The sequence below is a fragment of the Pseudozobellia thermophila genome, assembly GCF_900141855.1.
GTDB lineage: Bacteria > Bacteroidota > Bacteroidia > Flavobacteriales > Flavobacteriaceae > Pseudozobellia > Pseudozobellia thermophila.
The window spans coordinates 84,906-106,642 of sequence record NZ_FQYU01000003.1 but is presented as its reverse complement, the minus strand read 5'-3'; the positions used below and the strand labels follow the sequence as shown (position 1 = coordinate 106,642).

The following is a 21,737-nucleotide window of genomic DNA, read 5'->3' as shown; positions in this document are numbered from 1 at the left end:
CTCAACCCATGATTAGAAAAGCATTTAAAATGAAGGTATATTCGGAGCAGGTTGCCGAATACATCCGCCGGCATAATCCTATATGGCCAGAACTTGAAACGGCCCTTAAGGAACACGGGACCAACAATTACAGCATTTTTATAGACCCCCAAAGCAATTGTCTTTTCGCATATGTGGAAACTGTTTCAGAAAATCAATGGAATGCGATCGCACAGACCGAAATATGCCAAAAATGGTGGAAATATATGGCCGATTTAATGGAAACAAATCCTGATGACAGCCCGGTCTCTTTAGAACTGACCGAAGTCTTTCACCTGGCCTAAATTACTTCAAACAACCTGCGTTTTTACAAAGACCAAGCTTTACCCTGTGTTAGTTCTTGAAGATCCACACAACCAGCGTGTGATCCCGGTATGGGGTCATAGGCCAATATTTTCTCGCCGATCAATTCACATACTTTAAAAGCTTCTATGGCCATTGTACGTAGTGATTTTAGGACGGAGAAGTTAACGGCATCTACCGATGGTAACCCCGCATTGTCTTTTTTAGAAACGTCTACTTCACGGCCCCATTTTTGTTGCTCCGATCTTTCGGCCTTAAAATAATAGGCCAATCTATGGTCAATATCGGTTTCAGATAAATCGGCGGCTTTCTTCTTATTACTTTCTTGCAGGGTAGATGACAAATATTGCTCGATACCTACCTTGAATGCGGATTTTTCTTTTTCTGTGGCAATGGAGTACAAATAACCGTCTATGAACTGTGTAAGGTTCAGCTCGGTTGCCCCAGGGATATTAGGGGTTGCCGGTATCATGACATCCAAGGTAATTTGAGTTATGAACACCTCATCCGGGGTAAAGAATTGAGGGGTCCACGCCAGGGTCCTTTCTTCGGCACAACTTTGAAGCAAGGCGACCACCGAAGATGATAGGGTGATGGCCCCCAATGATAAACCGATATTCTTTAATGCTTTTCTTCTTTCCACATCCATTAATTAAAGATTCATTTTTTTCAATTCTCCAACCGCGTGATTCGCGGCTCTTGCCGTTAGGGCCATATAGGTCAATGAGGGGTTTTGGCAACCTGAAGATGTCATACAGGCTCCGTCCGTAACATACACATTGGGTACTTCGTGCAGTTGGTTGTATTTGTTCAAAACGGAAGTTTTTGGGTCTTTACCCATTCTCGCGGTGCCCATTTCATGGATCCCGCCTCCCATAACAGCTTTTCTGTAGGTGGGGCGTACATCTTTGAACCCGGCATTTTCAAGCATTTCCTGGGCCTGTTCTATCCAATCTTTTCTCATCCGAAGTTCATTCTCCTTAAATTCGGCGTCAAAAACAATGGTAGGCAACCCGTAAGGATCTAATTTATCATAGTTGAGGTACATGCGATTTTCATGATAAGGCAATACTTCACCAAAACCAAGCAGGTTGATACGCCAATCGCCGGGCTTTAACATGGCAGCTTTAAGCTCTTCGCCATAGGCATATTCCGGAATCAGGGTACTATAATCGTTACGTCCCGCGCTTCCCTGGTATCCATAGCCTCTAATAAAATCTACTTTTTCCGAAGTAGGACCAATATTTCTAAATCTCGGTATATAAAATCCATTAGGCCTTCTACCTTTGTAATATTTATCGTCATAACCATCAATTTTTCCCGTAGCACCACCCCCTAATTGGTGGTCCATTACATTGTGTCCCAACTCACCACTACCGTTGCCCATACCGTTAGGGAAGACATCGGACTTTGATTGCATTAGAATAGCCGTTGATGCCATGGAAGAGGCACAAAGGAAGACGATTTTAGATTTGAACTCGATGACTTCCTCGGTTTCGGCATCTACAATCTTAACGCCTGTAGCCCTCCTTTTATCCTTGTCATACAAGACTTCACAAACAATAGAGTTGGGTCTCAGCGTCATATTTCCGGTAGCCTCCGCCATGGGAAGTGTAGATGAATTGGAACTGAAATACCCTCCATACGGACAACCACGTTTACAACGGTTTCTGTATTGGCAGGTACCTCTACCGGCACCGGGCTTTGAGCCTTCGGTAATATGGGCCACCCTACCTATGGTAAGCACCCGATCTCCATACTTTTTACTTATTCCTTTTCTAAAATGCTCTTCAACACAGTTGAGTTCCATAGGTTTTAGAAAAATACTGTCAGGCAAATGGGGTAAACCTAGGGCTTCACCGCTTATTCCTACATGTTTTTCCACATATTCATACCAAGGTTTTATATCATTGTACCTAATCGGCCAATCTACCCCTATACCCTCTTTGGCATTGGCCTCAAAATCGAGATCGGACCACCGATAGGTCTGTTTGCCCCATATCAACGACCGACCGCCTACTTGGGTGCCACGGATCCAATCAAAACGTTTGTCTTCGTCATAGTCATATTTAGAATCATCGTTGAAAAAATGGCGTGTAGTTTCATCAAAGCCCCAACGGGATTGTTTTGGATATTTTTCTTTGATTTTCGCAGAGGTCTTACCAGCATTTGGCAAATCCCAGGGGTCCAAATGCATAGTTGGATAATCTACCACGTGCCGTACCATTCTTCCACGCTCCAACACCAAGGTCTTCAGTCCATTCTCACAAAGTTCCTTTGCCGCCCAACCTCCACTAATTCCAGTCCCGACAACAATAGCGTCGAAGGTATTCGTATTTGGTCCTTTAACCATACCGTTCTTTTCTTTTTTTTTAATTATCAAACATCGAAAGCTGGTTGCCCCACTGCAATTACCGGCATACCCTACTTAGAGAACATCCAAAATTAGGTATTGTTCGATGTAAGAGTGTCCTGCTCTGTACTGCTAGGGAATCACCGAAACAAAAATTAATGAAACCTATATTATTTCCCTACCACTTTACTCGGTAAAAATCCGATTCTATAAGCTTGGCAAATTATCTTTTCATTTTCTCCTAGAGCGATGGGTTCCCGGTAGATGGACCAAGGGTCAGGCATTTTACCGTTGGAATCAATTATCTTATACCCGATGGAAGCCCCCTCAGTATTACAAGAGATGGCAACTTTTCCGTTTAAAACGTTTATTTCGGGTGCTGCGGTAACAGGCTGGGTATGCCCCCCCTTCCAAAGCTTTGCTATCAGTTTTTTCTCTGGCAGGTCGGGTACATCTCCTATTTCCTTCAGCCATCGGTCCATCTCGGTCCGCAACTCCACCAGTTTTTCCTGGTATTGAGGGTTTTCGGCAAGATTGTTCAATTCGTAGGGATCAACAGTGCAATCGAAGAGTTCCTCTTTAGGTTTTTTTTGCCGAAACCATTGCAATTGCGCTTCGTTTAACTTTCCTGCATCACGTAATCGCAACAATTCTTGCATAGTGGGAATTTGTTCCCGATAAGCTACCGGCAGGTAGTACCCTTGTTCGGGCCGGTAGTTTCTAATGTACTTGAATCGAGAGTCACGAACGGCGCGGATGGCATCGGTAAACCCATCGAAACGGTCGGCCGCCGCATGTATATATTTGCGTTCGTTCTTCGACCTGTACTTGCCTAGAAAAGCTTGGCCTTGCATATATTGGGGAGGTTCTGCCCCGATCAATGATAGTAAGGTGGGCGCAAAATCCACGAAACTGAGTAATTCATTATTTCTAGTTCCGGCGTGTTGTTTATTGGGGAACCTGATAATAAGGGGGGTATTCAAGCCGGAATCGTAAATCAACCTTTTTTCCCTCGGTAAAGGGCCTCCGTGGTCACCATAAAAGAAAATAATGGTATTCTCCAACAGTCCATCTTCCTCAAGTTGTTTCAGTATGGCTCCCACTTGTCCGTCCATTTCGGCTATGTTATTGTACAGCTTCCACATATCACGACGGACTTTCGGAGTATCGGGCAAATATGGGGGAATATCAAATTTTGTGTCTTTAGGTAGATGTACGGGCGTTTCTTCCTCGGCCATTCTGTTTTTGGCGTGCGAGGTTCCAAAATTTTCCCATTTATAATCTCGATTGCCCGAATGGTAGTGCCTGGTTTCAATCTCCCTAAAACCATAAGGTTCAAAGAGACCCGACTCGTGGGTCTCGGTAAAATTGAACACGGAAAAAAAGGGTTGATTTTTGTCCCGGTTGCGCCAATGGGCATAGGGGCTACTTTCATCCCAACCGGTTTTGGGAGCCGTAAATTGGTAATCTTCTTTATAATTATTGGAACAATAATACCCGTTCATACGCAAAAGTTCACTTACCATGCGGGCATCAGGTGGAGGAACGGCACCATATTCAGGTAAGCCGGTGACCTCTGTATACGACGTGGTTCGCATGTGGTTAGCACCAATACTTGAAGGGTACATACCCATAATAATGGCCGCACGGCTTGGGGCACATACCCCGGAGGTAGAGAATAGGTTGGTATAAACCACTCCCTCTGCCGCCAACCGGCTTAAATTGGGAGTAACGATAGTAGAATCACCGAATGGAGGAATGTAAGGTCCCATATCTTCCGTTACCAACCATAGAATATTGGGACGTTCGGACATTTGTAAATCGGGCTTTGCCATGGGCTTGCCCGTACCTTGTTTCGCCTTCGTTTGACAACCTACCATTAGTAGGCCTCCTACAAGAAAAAGGGATAAAGAAAAAAGTTTAAAAATCGGCTTCAGCGGAATCATACTCGAAATGATTTATTTTGATTAATATATTGTTTTGGCTCGAACCTTAAAGCCTGGGCTTTGATTTTGTACCAATGTCAAATACACTTTGTTCCATACGCACCGACTCGCCATTTTCGTTAATTGCTTATTGCCTATAAAACGAATAGGTGGTTCTAGGGAATTTTTTTATGAGCAACCCTCTCATTCTCGCTTCAACCTGCCCATATTGGGCATTACCTGCAAGATTCTCCACGGCTATTGGATTGTCGTTGCTATGGTCATAAAGCTCTATTGCCCTGACCTGCTGCGTTTTGCTATCCCGCCATTCGGTATACCGCCATGAGCCGTCCGTAACGGTGCACCCCATGGTGTCTTTACCTCTTGGATATAAACTGTAGGCGCCATCACTCCATGCCATATCAGGGTCTTGAAGCAATGGCAATAAACTTTTTCCGTCCAAATCCGGCATTTTTAGGCCACAGGCCTCCACAAGGGTGGGAAACAAATCAACATTCTCAACCAAGGCTTCCGAAACTTGTTTTTCTTTAGGGGCGCTACTGTCGTAATTGTTACTTATAATCAGAGGGACCCTTACATCCAACTCAAAATTGGTGTGCTTACACCAAGCACCATACTCGCCGATTTTATAACCGTGGTCGCTCATAAAAACAACAAGGGTATTTTTTCTGAGGTCCAAATCATCCAGCGTTGCCATTATTTTACCAACTTGAGCATCCATATAACTAATTGATGCATAATAGCCATGTATTAAATCTCTTGTAAGATTATCGTCTAACGTGCCTTCCCGTGGAATACCGTAATAGGCCCGTAGCTCGTTCCAGTTGGTGAGGGCATTCTTGTACATGTTTATGGGCTCATTCCTAGATGGCACCAAGAACGTGTCCTTATCGTATAGATCCCAATACTTTTTAGGTGCATTAAACGGTAGGTGCGGCTTTGTAAACCCTACGAACATCACAAAATTATCGTTCTTAAGTTCCTTTAAGGTTTGTATGGCATGTTGGGTTGTCCTGCCATCCTTATAACCTTCGTCCGCCACATCGGCACTTTCAAGAGCAGGCCCTCTTGTGTTTTCACGGCCTTCCTTTTTAAATTTTTCGATTAGCTCCAGATTGGTTTGGCTCACCCATGAGTTGGGTTCCTTTTGATAAAAATTGGTCCAGCTTTCTACATCGTCCCTCCCATGATGGTAAACTTTACCAATACTAATGGTTTTATAGCCATTTTCCTTAAAATATTTGGGCACTGTCAACATCTCCTTATGTACCGACCTAAGCGGGGTAAACAAATCATAAATACCAACGGTTTCGGGACGTAAGCCCGTTAAGATACTTATTCGAGATGGAGCACAAATCCCTTGTTGACTATAGGCACGGGTAAATAGTGTACCCTCACTGGCCAACTTGTCAATATTAGGGCTCTTGACCACATCGTTTCCGTAACAGCCCAATTCTGTTCTTAAATCGTCGATTAAAAAAACGAGCACATTTTGCTTCTCCTGAGCCTTTATACTATGTAGTGTTACCATCAATAATAGAACACATAAAACCGTATTATTTTTCATTGTTAGTAAACTTCGGTTATTCTATCATTCGCTTAAAAAGCCCTTGCCCCATTTTTCCCTCAACTCTTTTGAAAGCGACTCCACCTTTTCCCTATATTCGGGTTTCTCCGCCAAATTGTCAAGCTCTAGAGGGTCTGTGGAGTGGTCAAACAACATACGCGCATAGGCTACGCCATCATCTTTGGTCCATTCTGTGTAAAAAAGATCGCCCTTGATCAAGGTAACCGCATCCTTGAACTTACTTACGGCCCAATCTTTTTTAGGTTTTTCCCCATTTAAGAGCGGCACAAAACTTTTACCCTCCACGGTTTCCGGAACACCCTTGAGACCAACAAGTTCTGCCAAGCTTGGATAAATATCTATATACTCGGTAATAGCATCCGTTGTTTGTCCGTTGGTCTTTCCAGGTACTTTTAGTATTAAAGGCGTTCTTAAAGCAGTTTCAAAAGTGACGTGTTTGCACCATAATTTATGGTCGCCCAAATTCCAACCATGGTCACCCCAAAGAACAACTATAGTATCATCCTCTAGATCCAAACGTTTCAATTCGTCCAAGACCAGACCAATTTGCGCATCAACATAACTTACGCAAGCGTAATAGCCATGTATGAGTTCCTTGGCCAAATCGTCCGGAATATCTCCCTTTCCGGGGATGTTGCCATAATTGCGCAATTCCCCATAATTGTGAAAGGCTTCCGTTGGGGTAGTTTTCGGTTGAACGTAATTTTTTGGTAATTTAATTTGGTTTCTATCGTACAGATCCCAGTATTTTTTGGGGGCATTAAAAGGAAGGTGTGGCTTCATAAAACCTAGAGCCAAGAAAAAAGGCTGTTTTCCATTTTTCAACTTTTTTAGATCGGCTATTCCTCTTTGGGCAATTTTACCATCAAAATAGGCGGTATCGACCACTTCGGCCATTTCAAATGCAGCAGCTCCCGCAACGGCCAAATTGGCATTGCCATTTTCCTCTATATTCTTTTTGAGTTGATAATTGCGAATGTTCCCCTTGGGGAACCAAATAACATCCCAAGCTAAACTATCATCATCTATTTGATGGTAAATTTTACCATTTGACCTTGTGGTATACCCATTCTGTTTAAGAAACTTGGGCAATGAAATAGCATGGGGAACATCCACATCCGCCCTTGTACTATAGTCCATAAAACGTTTTCTGGTGGGTCTAATACCGGTAAGCAGGCTCGCTCTTGATGCACCGCAGACCGGAATATTGCAATACGCACGGTTAAAGACTAAACTTTCGCTTGCCAGTTTATCCAAATATGGGGATTGTATGTGTTTGGCACCATAAAAATTAAGCTCCGGGCGCAGATCATCAACGGCAATGAACAGTATGTTTTTTGGCTTTTGTTCTTGATGTACTTCAGTTTTATCATGTTCATCTTTACAGGAAAACAATAAGGGCGTCACCACCACTAGGATATATAGAAATCTACTCATTTTTCAATTCTTCTGCTTTTCACCAATGCTCTATAATGGTATAATCTTCTTTGCCCAAGGTGTTCTTAATAGAATCTGGAATTTGGCGTGTCGGCGTGTCTTGGTCCAGTTTAAATCCTTTATTCCCTCCAGGGGCAACAATGGGTATTCTACCTGGGATGTCACTAAGAATATCGCCCTGCCGACTCATCCAACTAAACATCTTTTTTGAAAGTGTTTCTTTAATTGCCCTTAATTCGGGCTCATTGGCCAAATTATGTTGTTCAAAAGGATCCTTGCGCATGTCGTACAACTCTTCATAAGGTTCGTTTCTAAACGCATATGCCCCCCTTTTTATAAAATAATCTACATTTGGTTTTCCCGTGAGATTGCGCTCAACCACTTCTAAAGCATTAAAGTTCCTTATATACTTGTAACGTTTATCACGTATCATCCGTGAAGGAAAAATTTCAGAATTCAATATATTCTGATTGGTTCTTACCCCATATACATATTCGTTTATTTCAACATCTTTACCTTGAAGTAATCGGAGGAAGCTTTTACCATCCATATCCGGTGTAGCTTTACCTCCGGCAATTTCCAAGAAGGTAGGCAATACATCTGTATAATGAATAAGTTGATCGGAGACCGATCCAGCCTTTATGACTGTTGGCCAGCGTGCTACAAAGGGTACTTTAAGTCCGATATCCTTCACGGTAAATTTTCCGGAAACACCATGATCTGCACTGTAGATAAAAAGTGTATTGTCGGTTAAATAGGTATCCACTAATTTCAGAACACTTTCGAGTTGGGTATTATCCTCTTCTATACTTCTATAATAACCTGCTTTGGTTTTTACATATTCGGGGGCAATCTTTTTATCCTCATTAAAGGGGTAAAACTTAATATTCTCTGCTTTTGGGTCATCAACGTCAAAATATTTTCCGTGTGGATATTTCGATGTGATGAACATACAAAATGGTTTATTTGAGTTTTTCAAATAATGTTCAATACTATCCAACGGAATATAGTCTCTGGGAACATTCTTTTTTGGCACTGGTTCCCAGGCCCTATCCCATTGATATACCTTAGAAGGTTTTACATGACTTTTTCCTGCCAGAATGACTTCATATCCTAATCTCCCCATGTGTTCCGTAACACTTTCAATGCTTGGCTTTGTTGCCGTATGGTTGGCAAAACAGCCATTTTTAAGCGGATATTTTCCTGTAAACAACTGAGACCGACTTGGCGCACAAATCGCTTGTCCCGTAAAAGCATTTGTAAATAGCATACCTTCTTTTGCCAAACGGTCTACAGCGGGCGTAGTCACCTTATCATTGCCGTAACATCCGTAATCGTAAACATCTTGGTCATCTGCCAAATAGAAAATAATATTGGGGCGTTTGTTCCCTAAAGCAAGAGACCCCTGCTTTTTGGAGTGTGTTTGGGCATTGCCAAAACAACCTAAAAGGTTGATCGCACCAATCGCCAACAAAAACAGAATTGCATATTTTTTTTTCATTTTTATTTAAATTTTACCCATTGGGCCCATGTGGTCAAAACTTCTTTCGCGTTTTGTCTTAAGGTAATTTGCAAACTACCCCGAGGAAAATTCCAATCCCACTGATAAGACCAGCTTCAAAATGTCAAGAATATTCCAGTACTGGATAATTCTCCAAAGATTTTTATCTATATGGTACCCCCTAATCCGTAGGTTAACCAGCCAACACTCCACAGCATACCTATTATAAGGTGACGATTATAGCGGTTGGGAAACTGTTACCTAGCCCCTCCCAATTAACCCGGACTGTTAAATAAGGCTCTATCGGATACAAAACCACCCATAGTGCACAAGGTCTTGAACATAAACTTTTCAACTTAATTCTTATTGGTATATTCAGGGTTAAACGTGGTGGGTATTGGTGCATCCGTTTCTGTCCACCACGTTTGCAAAAGCCCCAGAAGCTCATTGGTTTTTTCCGGATATCTTTTAACCAGGTCGGTTGTCTCACCAATATCTTCCGATAAGCTGTATAGTTCTATGCCGTTATCCTCAAAATAATAATGAAGCTTCCAATCGCCTTTTCTGATAACGGATCCTGGACGGGTCCTGAACAAAGGGTCCCTATTTTCATTATCCTCGACCTTATAAGCTTCGAGGTAAATGGGAAAATGCCAATATAGTGGGCGTACCATATGCCCAACATTCTTTTCAAGCAAAGGTTTTAGACTATTACCGTCCAATTGCAATGAACTATCTTTGATCCCAACATAATCCAATACCGTTGGGAATATATCCAAATTGGTTATGGGAACATCCGTTTTACTACTTGGATCAATTTGATCCATTAAGACAAAGAAAAACGGCACTCTTATTCCACCCTCATAATAACTTCCTTTTCCCGCTCTTAAAGGCTTTTGTTTCGTTATGCCATATAAACCTCCATTATCCGAAGTAAAAACAATTAAGGTATTGTGGAAAAGATTCCGTTCTTTTAATTTGGATAGCAACAACCCTATATTCCTGTCCAAATTCTCCACCATAGTAGCATATTCGGGATCGCCTTGTCCGTTCCAAGGGGTTTTAGACCTATATTTTCCCAATAAACTATCCACGGGCATTATGGGTACGTGAACGGCGTAGGGCGAGTAATTTAAGTAAAACGGCTTTTGTACGGTGTCTACAAATTGCAATGCTTTTTCCATGATCAAATCTGTGAGGTATTCAGCACTACCTTTTTCTATGGTTACATTTTTATAAGGCGGATAATAACTCTTGGGAAGGCCATTATGCCCGCCCCCTATATTCAGATCAAACCCATATTCCATGGGGTTGTCACTCAAATGCCATTTCCCGGCATGACAGGTGACATACCCGTTTTCTTGTAAAACTGCTGGCAATATCTTATGTTTTTTATCCAGGGTGTGGGTGTTCTTTACTGGAACCAGCTTTCGGTCTTCAGATTTTCCGCGGGTAGATGGCGATACCGTATATATGCCGTGCCGGGGTGTCCACTGCCCTGTCATAAGGCATGCCCTACTTGGGGCGCAATTGGAGGCTGAAGCATAACCATTGGTAAAGACCATACCTTGGCCAGCGAGATAATCTATATTTGGTGTTTCATAGTATTGGCTACCCATAAAGCCAAGGTCTTTCCAACCCAGATCGTCTACGTTTATGATTATTATATTTGGTATAGATTTTTTCTTATCTATTACACTACATGAACCAATACATACAGCAAGCACTATTAGAAGGCCAAGGATATATCTCATTGATTTACTCGTTTTCTTCTAAGGTGAACACTTAGGGTTTCAAATACTTGTTTCCCATAATTTCAGTAATTATCGTTACCGTCCCGGGATTTTGATCAGCTATATTCCTCCTCTCAAAGATATCTTCATGAACAGGGTAGAGTTGAATTTTTTCATATGGCTTTCTTACCGGATCAAGTACTATTAGCTTATAGGCTTTCACAGTAACGATGTGACATACAGGCGCCCTCATCCGCCCCGTCCTAAATCATTAAAAATCAAAACCTAACCCTAAAGATCATTTAACAAACACAAAAAGGGAATGTGTAGTGCAATTCTATCACACAATCCAACGGATCGCACTTGTTTTCAAAAATAAAGTTCATAAACAAGGTTAGTGTCCTGTACTGTCCCGATACACTTTTTATACGAACGTATTAACTTTACCAATAAGACCCGTGTAGCCTATTAATTACATTTCACTAAATTTAGTTAAGGGATAAGTGACTTTTATCGTTCTTTTTAAATTGATAATCTTGATCTCATATGGGAAAGGGCCAAATCGAAAAGACGCACAAAATACGTTTGCTTTGTCCAACCAAGTGTAAGGTAGGTATATCATCCGATCTACTGAAACGGTAAAAATGTTTAAAACGAGACTTACATCGGCGACTCTATTATTTCTGCTCATTGCGGAGGTATCGGTTGCGCAGAAAAAGAACTATAATTTTAGACATTTATCCGTTAAAGACGGTCTCTCCAACAACTCGGTAATCGCAATCGAGCAGGATAAATTGGGCCAAATGTGGTTCGGTACCAGAAATGGACTGAACCTTTATAACGGCACCGAATTTAAGGTTTTCACCCACATCCCCGGAGACACTACCAGCCTCAGCAACAACGACATACTAACCATAAATGAAGATAGTGAGGGGTATATCTGGGTAGGTACGTACAGAGGTCTGAATAGATACGATCCAATCAAAAATTCCTTTAAGAGATACTACCAAAACAACAAGCCAAATTCATTATGCAACAATGTAATTATTTGCAGCAGGGAAATGCCCAACGGTGAAATTTGGTTTGGCACGGCCAATGGAATTGCCATTTACCACAGGGCCCATGATAACTTTACGACCATACCCTATGAAGAAGGTAGTTCAACGGGTCTGCCTTTCAGAAACATTCAACGAATTTTTTCCGACCACAAGAATCAAATTTGGATTGCCACGGCCGGCGGTTTGGCCAAATTGGAAAAAAGGGTAAAAAACGACTTCATATTCAAACAGTATCCGTTTCAAGATAGCGAAGAAGACCTATTTATTCAAGATATCATAGAAACCTCTAGCAACGTTTTGGGCCTGGCCACCAAGTACAACGGTTACGTTCTGTTCGATACCCAAAAAGAAAAGTATATTTCATCCCCCAACTCCGTACTACCGATTTCGGCCGATGTAAGGGTATTACAGCAAGCAAATGACAAATCTATCTGGCTGGGAACGACCCAAGGTGTTCGAATCATTGGTTCCGAAAATGAAATTTTCGATATAAAATCGAATGAATCCTCATTAAGCCAAAACTTCATCAAAGCCATATATAAAGATAAACATGGTACTATTTGGTTGGGCACCTATAGTGGAGGGGTCAATATCTGGGATCCATCCAATGAAAATTTCAACCACCTAAAAAACTCCAAACTAGCCAACTCGGTGGTAACCGCAATAATTTCGGACAAACGTTCAAACCTTATCTATGGCACGGAAGGAGGCGATGTTGCCATACTTAACCATAAGAAAAGTACTTCAAAGGTCTATAGCTTATCGGATAAAGAGAATCTTATACCCAACAGCATTCAAACCTTATTTCTAGTCGATGACAATTTATTATGGGCAGGAGTACTTAATTATGGCCTTTTAGCATTTGACCTGAGGTCCAATCAGATAGTTGAGGATTTCATTCCCCATAAACTCATGGAGTATTTAAAAACAACAGGGGTCTTTTCTATAAAGCAGGGAGCCCATGGAATTTATTGGATCGGAACTTTTGGAAAGGGACTGGTTCGTTATGATTCCGGCACTGAACAATTTCGGGTCTATGGCAAATGGACCGAAAACAAACCAAAGCTTTCGTCAAACATTATTAAAACCATTTGTGTTGACCAATTTGGAAATATCTGGGCGGGAGGTCTTGGCGGTCTGAACTTATTAAAATTCCGTAATGAAGAAAAAGACGATTATGAGGTGTTTCATTTTTTTATCGATGCTTTTTCAGGTAACGATATAAAAACAGTTTATGAGGATCGGCATGGAATTATCTGGGTCGGAACAAAAACCTTGGGGCTATATAGATTTAATGGTAGTGAGTTCGAGCACGTAAACCTAAATGAAGAAAATCCTATATCTACCATTCATACGATACTGGAAGATGCGGAAGGCCACATTTGGTTAAGTAGCGACAAAGGTATAGTTAGATATAACAGAGACACGCACAAAACCACGATATACGACCAGCGCAATATTCTGAGCAGTAACGATTTTAGTCCCAACGCCGGTATTATTCAAGATGACGGTAACATCTATTTTGGGGGTAACGAAGGCCTAACACTTTTTAATCCCAAAAAACTGGTCAAAAATATGGATGCGCCCCCAGTTATCCTATCCGATTTGCAACTTAAAAATAACTCGGTAACGGTCGATGCCGCAAATAACATTCTGTCAAAATCTATTTCATATACCGATGAAATCACCCTAAGTCATGACAATGCTAACTTCTCTTTGCATTTTGCCATGCCCAGCTACATCAATTCCAAAAATAACCAATACGCATATCGCTTGGTCGGCCTTGACGATTCATGGACCTATACCAGTCACACGGAAGCCTATTATACCCTACAAAAACCGGGCGAATACCTATTTGAAGTAAAAGGAGCCAATAATGATGGTATCTGGAACGAAAGCCCTACCTCATTGAAAATTACGGTTCTTCCGGCACCTTGGAAAAGTATATGGGCATTTATGCTTTACGGAATATTGGGGGGGGTGACCATGTATTATTTCTATAACATATTAAAATCTAGGGCCAAATTAAAACAAGATTTAAGATGGGAGCAGCTGGAAAACAAAAGGAAAGAAGAAAACCATGAGGCCAAATTGAGGTTCTTTACCAACATCAGTCATGATTTTCGTACTCCATTGACACTTATTCTGGGACCCTTACAGCAAATACTTAATAATTACAAGGGAAGCAGCATTGTATACAAGAAACTATTGGTAATCGAGAGCAGTGCCAATCACTTACTGCATTTGATCAATAGGTTAATGGAATTCCGCAAACTCGAAGATAACCAATCGAAGCTGCAGGTAGCAGAAGGCAATATTGTAAAATTTGTAAATGAAATATTCCTCTCTTTTACGGAATTTGCCAAAGGCAAAGGTTATAACTATACCTTTAAAAGCAGTAGAGATGAAATATTGGTGTTTTATGATCGCCCAAAACTAGAGCAGGTTTTCTATAACTTACTATCCAACGCGTTTAAATACACTCCTGAGGGAGGGGAAATTTCTATAACCATCGATTTAGATCAAAGCAATATTTATTTCAAAATTCAAGACTCGGGCATTGGCATAAAAAAAGAATATTTAGAACAAATATTTAATCGTTTTTTTGAAGTGCCCCATTCAACCGGCCCTGATGAAGTCTACAATAAAGGAACCGGAATAGGTTTATCGATTGTCAAAAATATCATCGACCTTCATAAAGGCAGCATTAAGGTCAGTAGTAAGCTGTCAGAAGGTTCGGTATTTACCATAAGTTTACCTTTGGGCAAAAATCATCTTAAACCTGATGAGATTATACCCAACTTTAAATTCAGTGACGACATTACCCAATATACAAATCATCTGACGGATATTGAGCGTAAAACACTTTTAACGACAACGGACAACTTTACCATTAAAAAGGAATTGCCCACAATTTTAATCGTTGAAGATAATGACCAGCTGAGGGCGTTCTTTAAAAACCTATTAAGTGGGGAATACAATATTATGGAAGCCGAAGACGGTGAAATTGGGCTTAGTAAGGCTTTACAATTTCTTCCCGACCTTGTAATCAGTGATGTAATGATGCCCAAGATGGCAGGTACCGAATTGTGCGCCCAACTAAAGCATAATTTAAAAACCAGCCACATTCCCATTATTCTCCTCACCGCAAGAACATCTCTTTTTTATAAGTTTAAAGGACTCGAAAGTGGCGCGGATGATTATATAAGTAAGCCGTTTCACTTAAGGGAGTTTAAATTGAGAATTAAGAACTTATTGGATTCGTCCCGTCGTTTAAGAGAAAAATTCACTAAAGAGCCCAGTGTAGTACCCAGCGAACTTACCATAACCTCGTTGGATGAAAAACTGCTCACCAAAGCAATGCATATTGTGGAAACCAATTTGGGAAACCATCAATTCGACATTAACAGTTTTGCCAAAGAATTAGGTGTAAGCCGTACCATGTTATTTACTAAAATTAAAGCGTGGACCAATCATACACCCAATGAATTTATAAACGAACTGAGACTAAAAAAGGCTGCTGTCTATTTTGAAACAAGCAATATGAATATCTCCGAGATCAGTTACAAGGTAGGATTCAACAACCCAAAATACTTTAGCAAATGTTTTCAAAAGAAGTATAACATGACGCCTTCCCAGTATATTAAGAAATTTTCCTAGGTCTCCACCGTCAATGATAATTAAAACACCTATCGAACGACCGGATATCAAGAACCTTGTAAAGATCGACCATCGCCTTAGGAATAAATTTTTAAGGTTTCATTACCATAATTTACCTAAAATTACACCGGTAACTTAATTCTGTTTTACCTACCGGCCTCCCCCCACCATCACCATCCCCGACCACATACAGGGCAACAGCACAGAACAGGATGGTCAACACCCCCAAGAGTCATATATTTAGTTAGAATCAGCCTCTATGAAGTACATTTCCTTTTACGCTTTAGCCCTCATTGCCCTTGGAGGTTGCCGTTCCGTAGAAACCAAAACCTCCGTTTCGCAGCCGCCCAATATCGTGTTCATTCTTGCCGACGACCTTGGATGGGCCGACCTGCCCCTATACGGCAACCGGTTCAACGAGGCCCCAAACATTACCGCACTGGCCCGGCAAGGCATGGTCTTCGAAAACGCCTATGCGGCCAATCCCGTCTGTTCCCCATCAAGGGCCAGCATACAAACGGGTCAGTACCCGGCCCGAATAGGAATAAACGATTTTCTGCCCGGCCACTGGAGGCCCTACGAAAAGCTAAAAGTACCCATGAACAAGACCCAGTTCCTCCCCCTAAGCTACGAAACCATCGGTGAGACGCTAAAACGCGCCGGTTATACCACGGGGTATTTTGGCAAATGGCATCTGGGCAGGACGGAAAAGCATCATCCGAAAAACCAGGGATACGATACCAGCGTAGTGCACCGGGGCGGTAAATTTTTCAATTACAATGATGACATGGCCCCCACAACCGAATTTCCGGACGATAAAATCCTCTCCGAAGCCCTTACCGACATGGGGGTCGATTTTATCGAAACCAACCGCAACAAACCCTTTTTTCTGTTCCTGGCACATTACGATGTACACGTACAGCTCGATGCGCACAACGACCAAATCGAAAAGTTCATGAAAAAGCCTAAGGTAGAAGGCTATCCGTCGAACGCCGTTTATGCCGCTATGGTCCAAAATATAGATATCAGTGTGGGACGAATTATGACAAAGCTCGAGGCCCTAGGCCTCGACGACGATACCATCATCGTCTTTTTTTCCGACAATGGGGGCCTGGTCAGCCGTTTTGATGAAATTCCCCTGTTGGCCCAAAGCAAGTTAACCTATTACGAAGGGGACAGCCTTCAATACATAGCCTCTTCGAACAAGCCCTTACGGGCCGAAAAAGGCACCGTTTACGAAGGGGGCATTAGAGAGCCCCTCATTGTCAAATGGCCCGGAACCGTAAAGAAAGGAAGCCGGTCAGAGGCCATTGTCTGTGGCATAGACCTGTTTCCGACCTTCGCCCAAATGGCCAAGGCCGAATTACCGAAAAACCAGGTGGTGGACGGTAAGAGTTTCGTACCCCAATTGAGGGGCGCCGAAGAAGGCCAAGACCGGACGGTTTTTTGGCACTATCCCGTTTATCACCATTCCGAGCCGGCCAGTGCGGTGAGGCAGGGCGATTGGAAACTGATCCATTTTATGGATGACGACCGATTGGAACTTTATCATCTTGGAAACGATATCGGGGAGACCCGCAACCTGGCCGATTCGGAAACCGAAAAGAGGGACGAACTGTACCATCTTCTCAGCCAGTGGCGAAAACAGGTAAAAGCGGCCATGCCGACCGACAATCCCGACTTCGACCCGCTAAGAAGAAAGGAATGGAGCCGACACCCGGCCTTTGGCGACATGGTCAAGGGCACCACCAGCACCTCGTTCTAACCTTATAGGCCCCACTGGTGCACAGAAATAGCCAAAGTATGGGGTAAAGGGGCCACCGATCTTATTTTGAATCGTAGGCCATAAATTTCCCATCTTCCTTAATGACCAATGTTTCTTTCGTAAACGGACTTTCGGCGGCAAGGTACCATCCGTAACCGCACTCCACTACCCTTACTTGCACAACACGGTCCAATATCTCGGCTTGCGCCCCATCAATTTCATTTTTCACCTTCTTAAAGGCGTCACCGGCATGTAGCAACCTCCTATACTGGGCATAAAGATGCCACTTAATATATTCGTCCTTCGGGATTACAAAATCGACCTTCTCCCCCACTTTGGTGTCGGACACGTACAAATAGCCCCAGTGTTCGGGCTCGTGCATATTAATTACCCCTTGCGGAGACCAAACCCAATTGTACTCGGGCAGAAATTTTCCGTGTTCGTCCCTTTTTCGGGCGTATTTGCCGTTCTTCAGTTCGTAGTCCCAATTGACCCGTGAAAAGTTAATCCGCCAAAACTCGTTTTTGGGAAGGCGATTGGCATTGCTCGCTTCGGTAATTACCTTCCAGGGTATGGCAATCTCGACACTCCATCCTTTATCGGTATCGTCGGGGCTGTTCAGGGTGCCATCGATGTGTACCGCAGTCTTCAGGCCTTGAATGTCCCAGCTGTCGATCACCTTTCCGTGATTTCGATACGGCTTGGTAAGAAATAGGTCCCACACCGTATTTAGGGCATTCATTTCAAACTCGTAATAATTGTGGGTATCCCCGTCGGGATCGATAAAAATCTCAAAATCGTTGTTGTAGAAGATAACGGTATCCCGCTGTTGCAAGTCGCCCCAAACATGGGGTTCTTCCATTTGGGCAAAAAAATACAGATAGACGTCGTCGTAGAGCATTTTCATACGCGTCCGGTACTTGGGCACCTTATCTCCCTCAATGTCGATGTAATCGGCACTCCATGTTGCCTTTCGCCAAGAGGCCTCACGGTCCAAACCATCGACGCGGATCGTATCGATCGTTCTTTGGACCGCGTAAGTACGGGGAGCCGATTGGGCCGCCCCGAACGAGACAAACAGCAAAAAGGCAAGTAAGAGCATACCCTGTCTTCGGTTTTTGATAAAAACGGTTTTGGCAAGCATAGGAAGCAAGTGGTTTGGTTCGGCTCCAAAAATATGGAATTTAACCGACCGGATCGGCGCATACCCCGCTTTTTAAGATAAGCCCAAAACCCTACACTGTTTTTTGCCATGCCTGTATAATTGCGGTATGGCATTGTAACTTTTATTACAAAACACATGATGAATAGGGTTAACTTTGCCACAAATAATGACGCAATGGAAAATATACTAAAACCATGGCCTTGGTATGTATCCGGGCCTTTGATTACCTTAGTGATGGTCTTGCTGGTTTATTTCGGAAAGACCTTTGGCATGTCTTCCAACCTCAGGACCCTGTGCAGCATGGGCGGCGCCGGAAAGTATGCCGATTTTTTCCGTTTTGACTGGAAGGCCCAGCGGTGGAACCTTACCGTGGTACTTGGGGCCATCATCGGGGGCTTTGTCGCCGTCCACTTTCTATCGGACGGTTCGCAAATGGCATTGAACCCGAAAACCGTGGCCGAACTGAACCAAATGGGATTTGAAAATGTGGGAAGTACCTTGTTGCCCCAAGAAATATACGGCTGGGACAGCATCACTAGCCTAAAAGGTTTGGCCCTATTGATCGGTGCTGGCTTTTTGGTCGGTTTCGGCACCCGTTATGCCGGTGGCTGTACCTCGGGCCACGCCATTACCGGACTGAGCAACCTGCAGCTCCCCTCCCTGATAGCCGTCATCGGTTTCTTTGTCGGAGGCTTGATCATGACCCATTTAGTGTTACCCCTAATATTTTAAAATGAAGTTTTTAAAGTTTTTGTTTGTCGGTATATTTTTCGGTATTGTTCTTGTCAAATCCGAAGCGGTCTCATGGTACCGTATTTACGAAATGTTCAGGTTCCAATCCTTTCACATGTACGGCATTATCGGTTCGGCCGTCATTCTTGGCGCAAGTTCGTTGTGGTTTTTAAAGAAATCGAAAGCCAAGACCATCGAAGGACGTGAGGTACAGCTCGCCCCTAAGGACAAGGGTGTGGTCCGCTATTTGTTGGGAGGCTCCATTTTCGGATTGGGCTGGGCACTGGCGGGTGCCTGCCCCGGCCCCATGTACATTTTACTGGGCACGGGCGTGTACAGCATGTTGATCGTGATCGGCGGGGCCTTATTGGGCACTTTCGTATACGGACTCCTTAAGCCCCGATTGCCCCATTAGAAGTCCATAACGGCCATAGACATCAGACAATCTCAGCACTTAGTCCCGCTTGGAGAAGTTTGCTGCATCGGGGTTCCAAGTCGCTGTATTCCCCGGTTTTAACCGTACACTTCCCTTTGTAATGCACGATGATCGAACATTGCTCTGCCTGTTCGGGGGTATGGTCGCACACATCCATCAAGGTCTCGATCACATGGTCGAAAGTGTTTACATCGTCGTTGAACAGGACGATTTCATTTTGTTTTACGACCTCTTCCTCTAAAAGCAGCTCTTCAGCAATTTTTTCCTTTGTACCCATAGCTAATCGTTTTAGGTTCGTACAAGTCTTTCTAAAATACGTATTTTACCGCTACCCAATCGTTTCGCTGCAGATTTTTCTCAAATTTTAATCCACAGGCCTTACATTTTTCGGATATGATAGAAATATCGTCTTTATAAAACCCACTAACAAAAAGTATACCGTTCGGGGCCAGGTTTTGGACATATTTCGGGATATCCTCCAATAAAATGTTCCTGTTGATATTGGCCAAAATAATGTCGTAGGCCGTACCGCCCAGAAGTTGGGCATCACCTTCAAAGACCGATACCTGCCCTACCCCGTTCCTTTCAACATTTTCCTTGGCGTTCAGGTAGCACCAATTATCGATATCTATGGCATCGACCTTTTTGGCCCCCTTCATGGCCGCCAAAATGGCGAGTACCCCGGTACCACTGCCCATATCCAAAACGGTCTTTTCCTTAAAATCGTGTTCAAGGACAAACTGTAACATCATATGTGTGGTTTCGTGATGCCCCGTGCCAAAGCTCATTTTCGGTTCGATGACAATGTCGTACGCTACCTCGGGTTTTTCGTGAAAAGGGGCCCGAACCACGCATTGATCCCCCACTTGGATCGGGCTGAAGTTCCGTTCCCAGGTTGCGTTCCAGTTCTCCTGCTCTATTTCCCTTACCTTGTATTCAAAGGTAAATTCGGGATTTTTCAAAATGGCTATGAAATCCATACATTTTTCCGACCATTCGTCCTTTTGAACATAGGCCAGTACACCGGTCTCGTTCTCCACGAAACTTTCAAAGCCCGCTTCCCCCAGCTCGGCGATCAGGATATCCGACGCGGGCTGTAGGGGCGATACGGTAAAATCATATTCGATATAAATGGTATTGGCCATTGCAACATTTTTTGGAACACATCTAAAAAAAAGACGCCCATTATACAAAAGGTTCCGGTACCTTTTACCTTTGCCTATATAGATTCGATAATGGCCACAAAGTCGTCGGCCACCAAGGATGCGCCCCCGATCAAACCACCATCGACATCCGGCTTACCGAATATCTCCTTTGCATTTCCGGGTTTTACACTCCCTCCATATAAAATGGACACCTTATTGGCCACGGAAGTGTCGTAGGCATCGGCGATGGTCTTGCGGATAAAGGCATGCATCTCTTGGGCTTGCTCGGGCGATGCGGTCTCACCGGTCCCAATGGCCCAAACCGGTTCGTAGGCCAAGATGATCTTGCCCCAATCCGAGGCATCCAACGAGAAAAGGGCATTTTTCAACTGGCTTTCAACCACCTTAAAATGGTTTTCCGATTTGCGGTCTTCGAGTTCTTCGCCAAAGCAGAACATCACCCTCATATTTTTCGCCAAGGCCGCCTTTACCTTTTTGGCCAAGATCTCATCGGTCTCGCCAAAATAGGCCCTACGTTCGGAATGGCCTATAATTACGGTATCGACACCGATGCTAAGCAGCATATCGGCCGAAATCTCGCCCGTATAGGCACCGCTCTCGGCAAAGTGCATGTTCTGCGCGATGACCTCTATGGCCGACGATTCCAAGGTACGCACGGCGCTCGACAAATTCACGAAGGTAGGGGCCACCATCACCTCGGCCTGCGTATCGGGCAGCTTGGCCGACAACTCGGTCAACAAAGCTTCGGTTTCGGCGGCATTTTTATTCATTTTCCAGTTACCTGCTACTATTTTACTTCTCATTTTCTCTTTTGTTTAGTATTTGTTGGGAAGAAGATCACTGTGTAAGCCCGAC

16 protein-coding genes and 1 pseudogene are annotated in these 21,737 nt (G+C 43.3%); 6 read left to right on the top strand and 11 right to left on the bottom strand.

Features of this window, described 5'->3' with window-relative positions; all coding sequences use genetic code 11:
* Nucleotides 1-8: 8 nt before the first annotated feature.
* Nucleotides 9-323: an L-rhamnose mutarotase gene (gene rhaM, locus BUB37_RS10380; protein ID WP_072993126.1), complete on the top strand. Its 315-nt coding sequence runs from the start codon at nt 9-11 to the stop codon at nt 321-323.
* A gap of 23 nt (nt 324-346) precedes the next feature.
* Here the strand turns inward: rhaM and BUB37_RS10375 are convergent, their stop codons facing one another.
* From BUB37_RS10375 to BUB37_RS10345, 7 genes are all read right to left on the bottom strand, one after another.
* Nucleotides 347-985, bottom strand: a complete 639-nt coding sequence (locus tag BUB37_RS10375; RefSeq protein WP_170863150.1) for a gluconate 2-dehydrogenase subunit 3 family protein — start codon at nt 983-985, stop codon at nt 347-349.
* 9 nt (nt 986-994) lie between these two features.
* On the bottom strand, nt 995-2,695 hold the full coding sequence (locus BUB37_RS10370) for a GMC oxidoreductase (RefSeq protein WP_072993963.1): 1,701 nt from the start codon (nt 2,693-2,695) through the stop codon (nt 995-997).
* Nucleotides 2,696-2,865: 170 nt separating this feature from the next.
* Nucleotides 2,866-4,509: a sulfatase-like hydrolase/transferase gene (locus tag BUB37_RS10365; RefSeq protein ID WP_244526803.1), complete on the bottom strand. Its 1,644-nt coding sequence runs from the start codon at nt 4,507-4,509 to the stop codon at nt 2,866-2,868.
* Nucleotides 4,510-4,768: 259 nt separating this feature from the next.
* Nucleotides 4,769-6,208 (bottom strand): sulfatase, encoded by a 1,440-nt coding sequence (locus BUB37_RS10360; RefSeq protein ID WP_072993120.1) that lies wholly within the window; start codon nt 6,206-6,208, stop codon nt 4,769-4,771.
* Nucleotides 6,209-6,232: 24 nt separating this feature from the next.
* Nucleotides 6,233-7,666 (bottom strand): sulfatase, encoded by a 1,434-nt coding sequence (locus tag BUB37_RS10355; protein WP_094766678.1) that lies wholly within the window; start codon nt 7,664-7,666, stop codon nt 6,233-6,235.
* Nucleotides 7,667-7,685: 19 nt separating this feature from the next.
* Nucleotides 7,686-9,167 carry a sulfatase family protein gene (locus tag BUB37_RS10350; protein WP_072993117.1) on the bottom strand — a complete coding sequence of 494 codons (1,482 nt, stop codon included), beginning with the start codon at nt 9,165-9,167 and terminating at the stop codon, nt 7,686-7,688.
* A 356-nt stretch (nt 9,168-9,523) separates the two neighbouring features.
* Nucleotides 9,524-10,921 carry a sulfatase gene (locus BUB37_RS10345; RefSeq protein WP_072993114.1) on the bottom strand — a complete coding sequence of 466 codons (1,398 nt, stop codon included), beginning with the start codon at nt 10,919-10,921 and terminating at the stop codon, nt 9,524-9,526.
* Nucleotides 10,922-11,544: 623 nt separating this feature from the next.
* On the opposite strand from BUB37_RS10345, the pseudogene BUB37_RS22025 reads away from it, so the two are divergent.
* From BUB37_RS22025 to BUB37_RS10330, 3 genes and pseudogenes are all read left to right on the top strand, one after another.
* Nucleotides 11,545-11,850 (top strand): annotated as a pseudogene (locus tag BUB37_RS22025) (ligand-binding sensor domain-containing protein); the annotation flags it as partial.
* Nucleotides 11,851-12,150: 300 nt separating this feature from the next.
* Nucleotides 12,151-15,618, top strand: a complete 3,468-nt coding sequence (locus BUB37_RS10335; RefSeq protein ID WP_244526801.1) for a hybrid sensor histidine kinase/response regulator transcription factor — start codon at nt 12,151-12,153, stop codon at nt 15,616-15,618.
* Between the two features lie 259 nt (nt 15,619-15,877).
* Entirely contained in the window at nt 15,878-17,383 is a 1,506-nt protein-coding gene (locus BUB37_RS10330) for a sulfatase (RefSeq protein WP_094766677.1), read from the top strand.
* A gap of 61 nt (nt 17,384-17,444) precedes the next feature.
* Here the strand turns inward: BUB37_RS10330 and BUB37_RS10325 are convergent, their stop codons facing one another.
* On the bottom strand, nt 17,445-18,527 hold the full coding sequence (locus BUB37_RS10325) for a carbohydrate-binding family 9-like protein (protein WP_244526799.1): 1,083 nt from the start codon (nt 18,525-18,527) through the stop codon (nt 17,445-17,447).
* Between the two features lie 195 nt (nt 18,528-18,722).
* On the opposite strand from BUB37_RS10325, the gene BUB37_RS10320 reads away from it, so the two are divergent.
* Complete coding sequence (locus BUB37_RS10320) at nt 18,723-19,280, top strand: YeeE/YedE family protein (protein WP_072993105.1); 558 nt, start codon at nt 18,723-18,725, stop codon at nt 19,278-19,280.
* 1 nt (nt 19,281) lies between these two features.
* On the top strand, nt 19,282-19,695 hold the full coding sequence (locus BUB37_RS10315; RefSeq protein WP_072993102.1) for a DUF6691 family protein: 414 nt from the start codon (nt 19,282-19,284) through the stop codon (nt 19,693-19,695).
* A 22-nt stretch (nt 19,696-19,717) separates the two neighbouring features.
* Here the strand turns inward: BUB37_RS10315 and BUB37_RS10310 are convergent, their stop codons facing one another.
* The 3 genes from BUB37_RS10310 to tpiA form a co-directional block, all read right to left on the bottom strand.
* The gene (locus tag BUB37_RS10310) at nt 19,718-19,993 is read right to left on the bottom strand and encodes an ATP-dependent Clp protease adaptor ClpS (RefSeq protein ID WP_072993099.1); all 276 of its coding nucleotides are present in this window, start codon (nt 19,991-19,993) and stop codon (nt 19,718-19,720) included.
* Nucleotides 19,994-20,024: 31 nt separating this feature from the next.
* Complete coding sequence (gene prmA / locus BUB37_RS10305; RefSeq protein WP_072993096.1) at nt 20,025-20,861, bottom strand: 50S ribosomal protein L11 methyltransferase; 837 nt, start codon at nt 20,859-20,861, stop codon at nt 20,025-20,027.
* Between the two features lie 74 nt (nt 20,862-20,935).
* A complete protein-coding gene (gene tpiA / locus BUB37_RS10300; RefSeq protein WP_072993094.1) occupies nt 20,936-21,685 on the bottom strand; it encodes a triose-phosphate isomerase in 750 nt (249 codons plus the stop codon).
* Nucleotides 21,686-21,737: the final 52 nt, after the last annotated feature.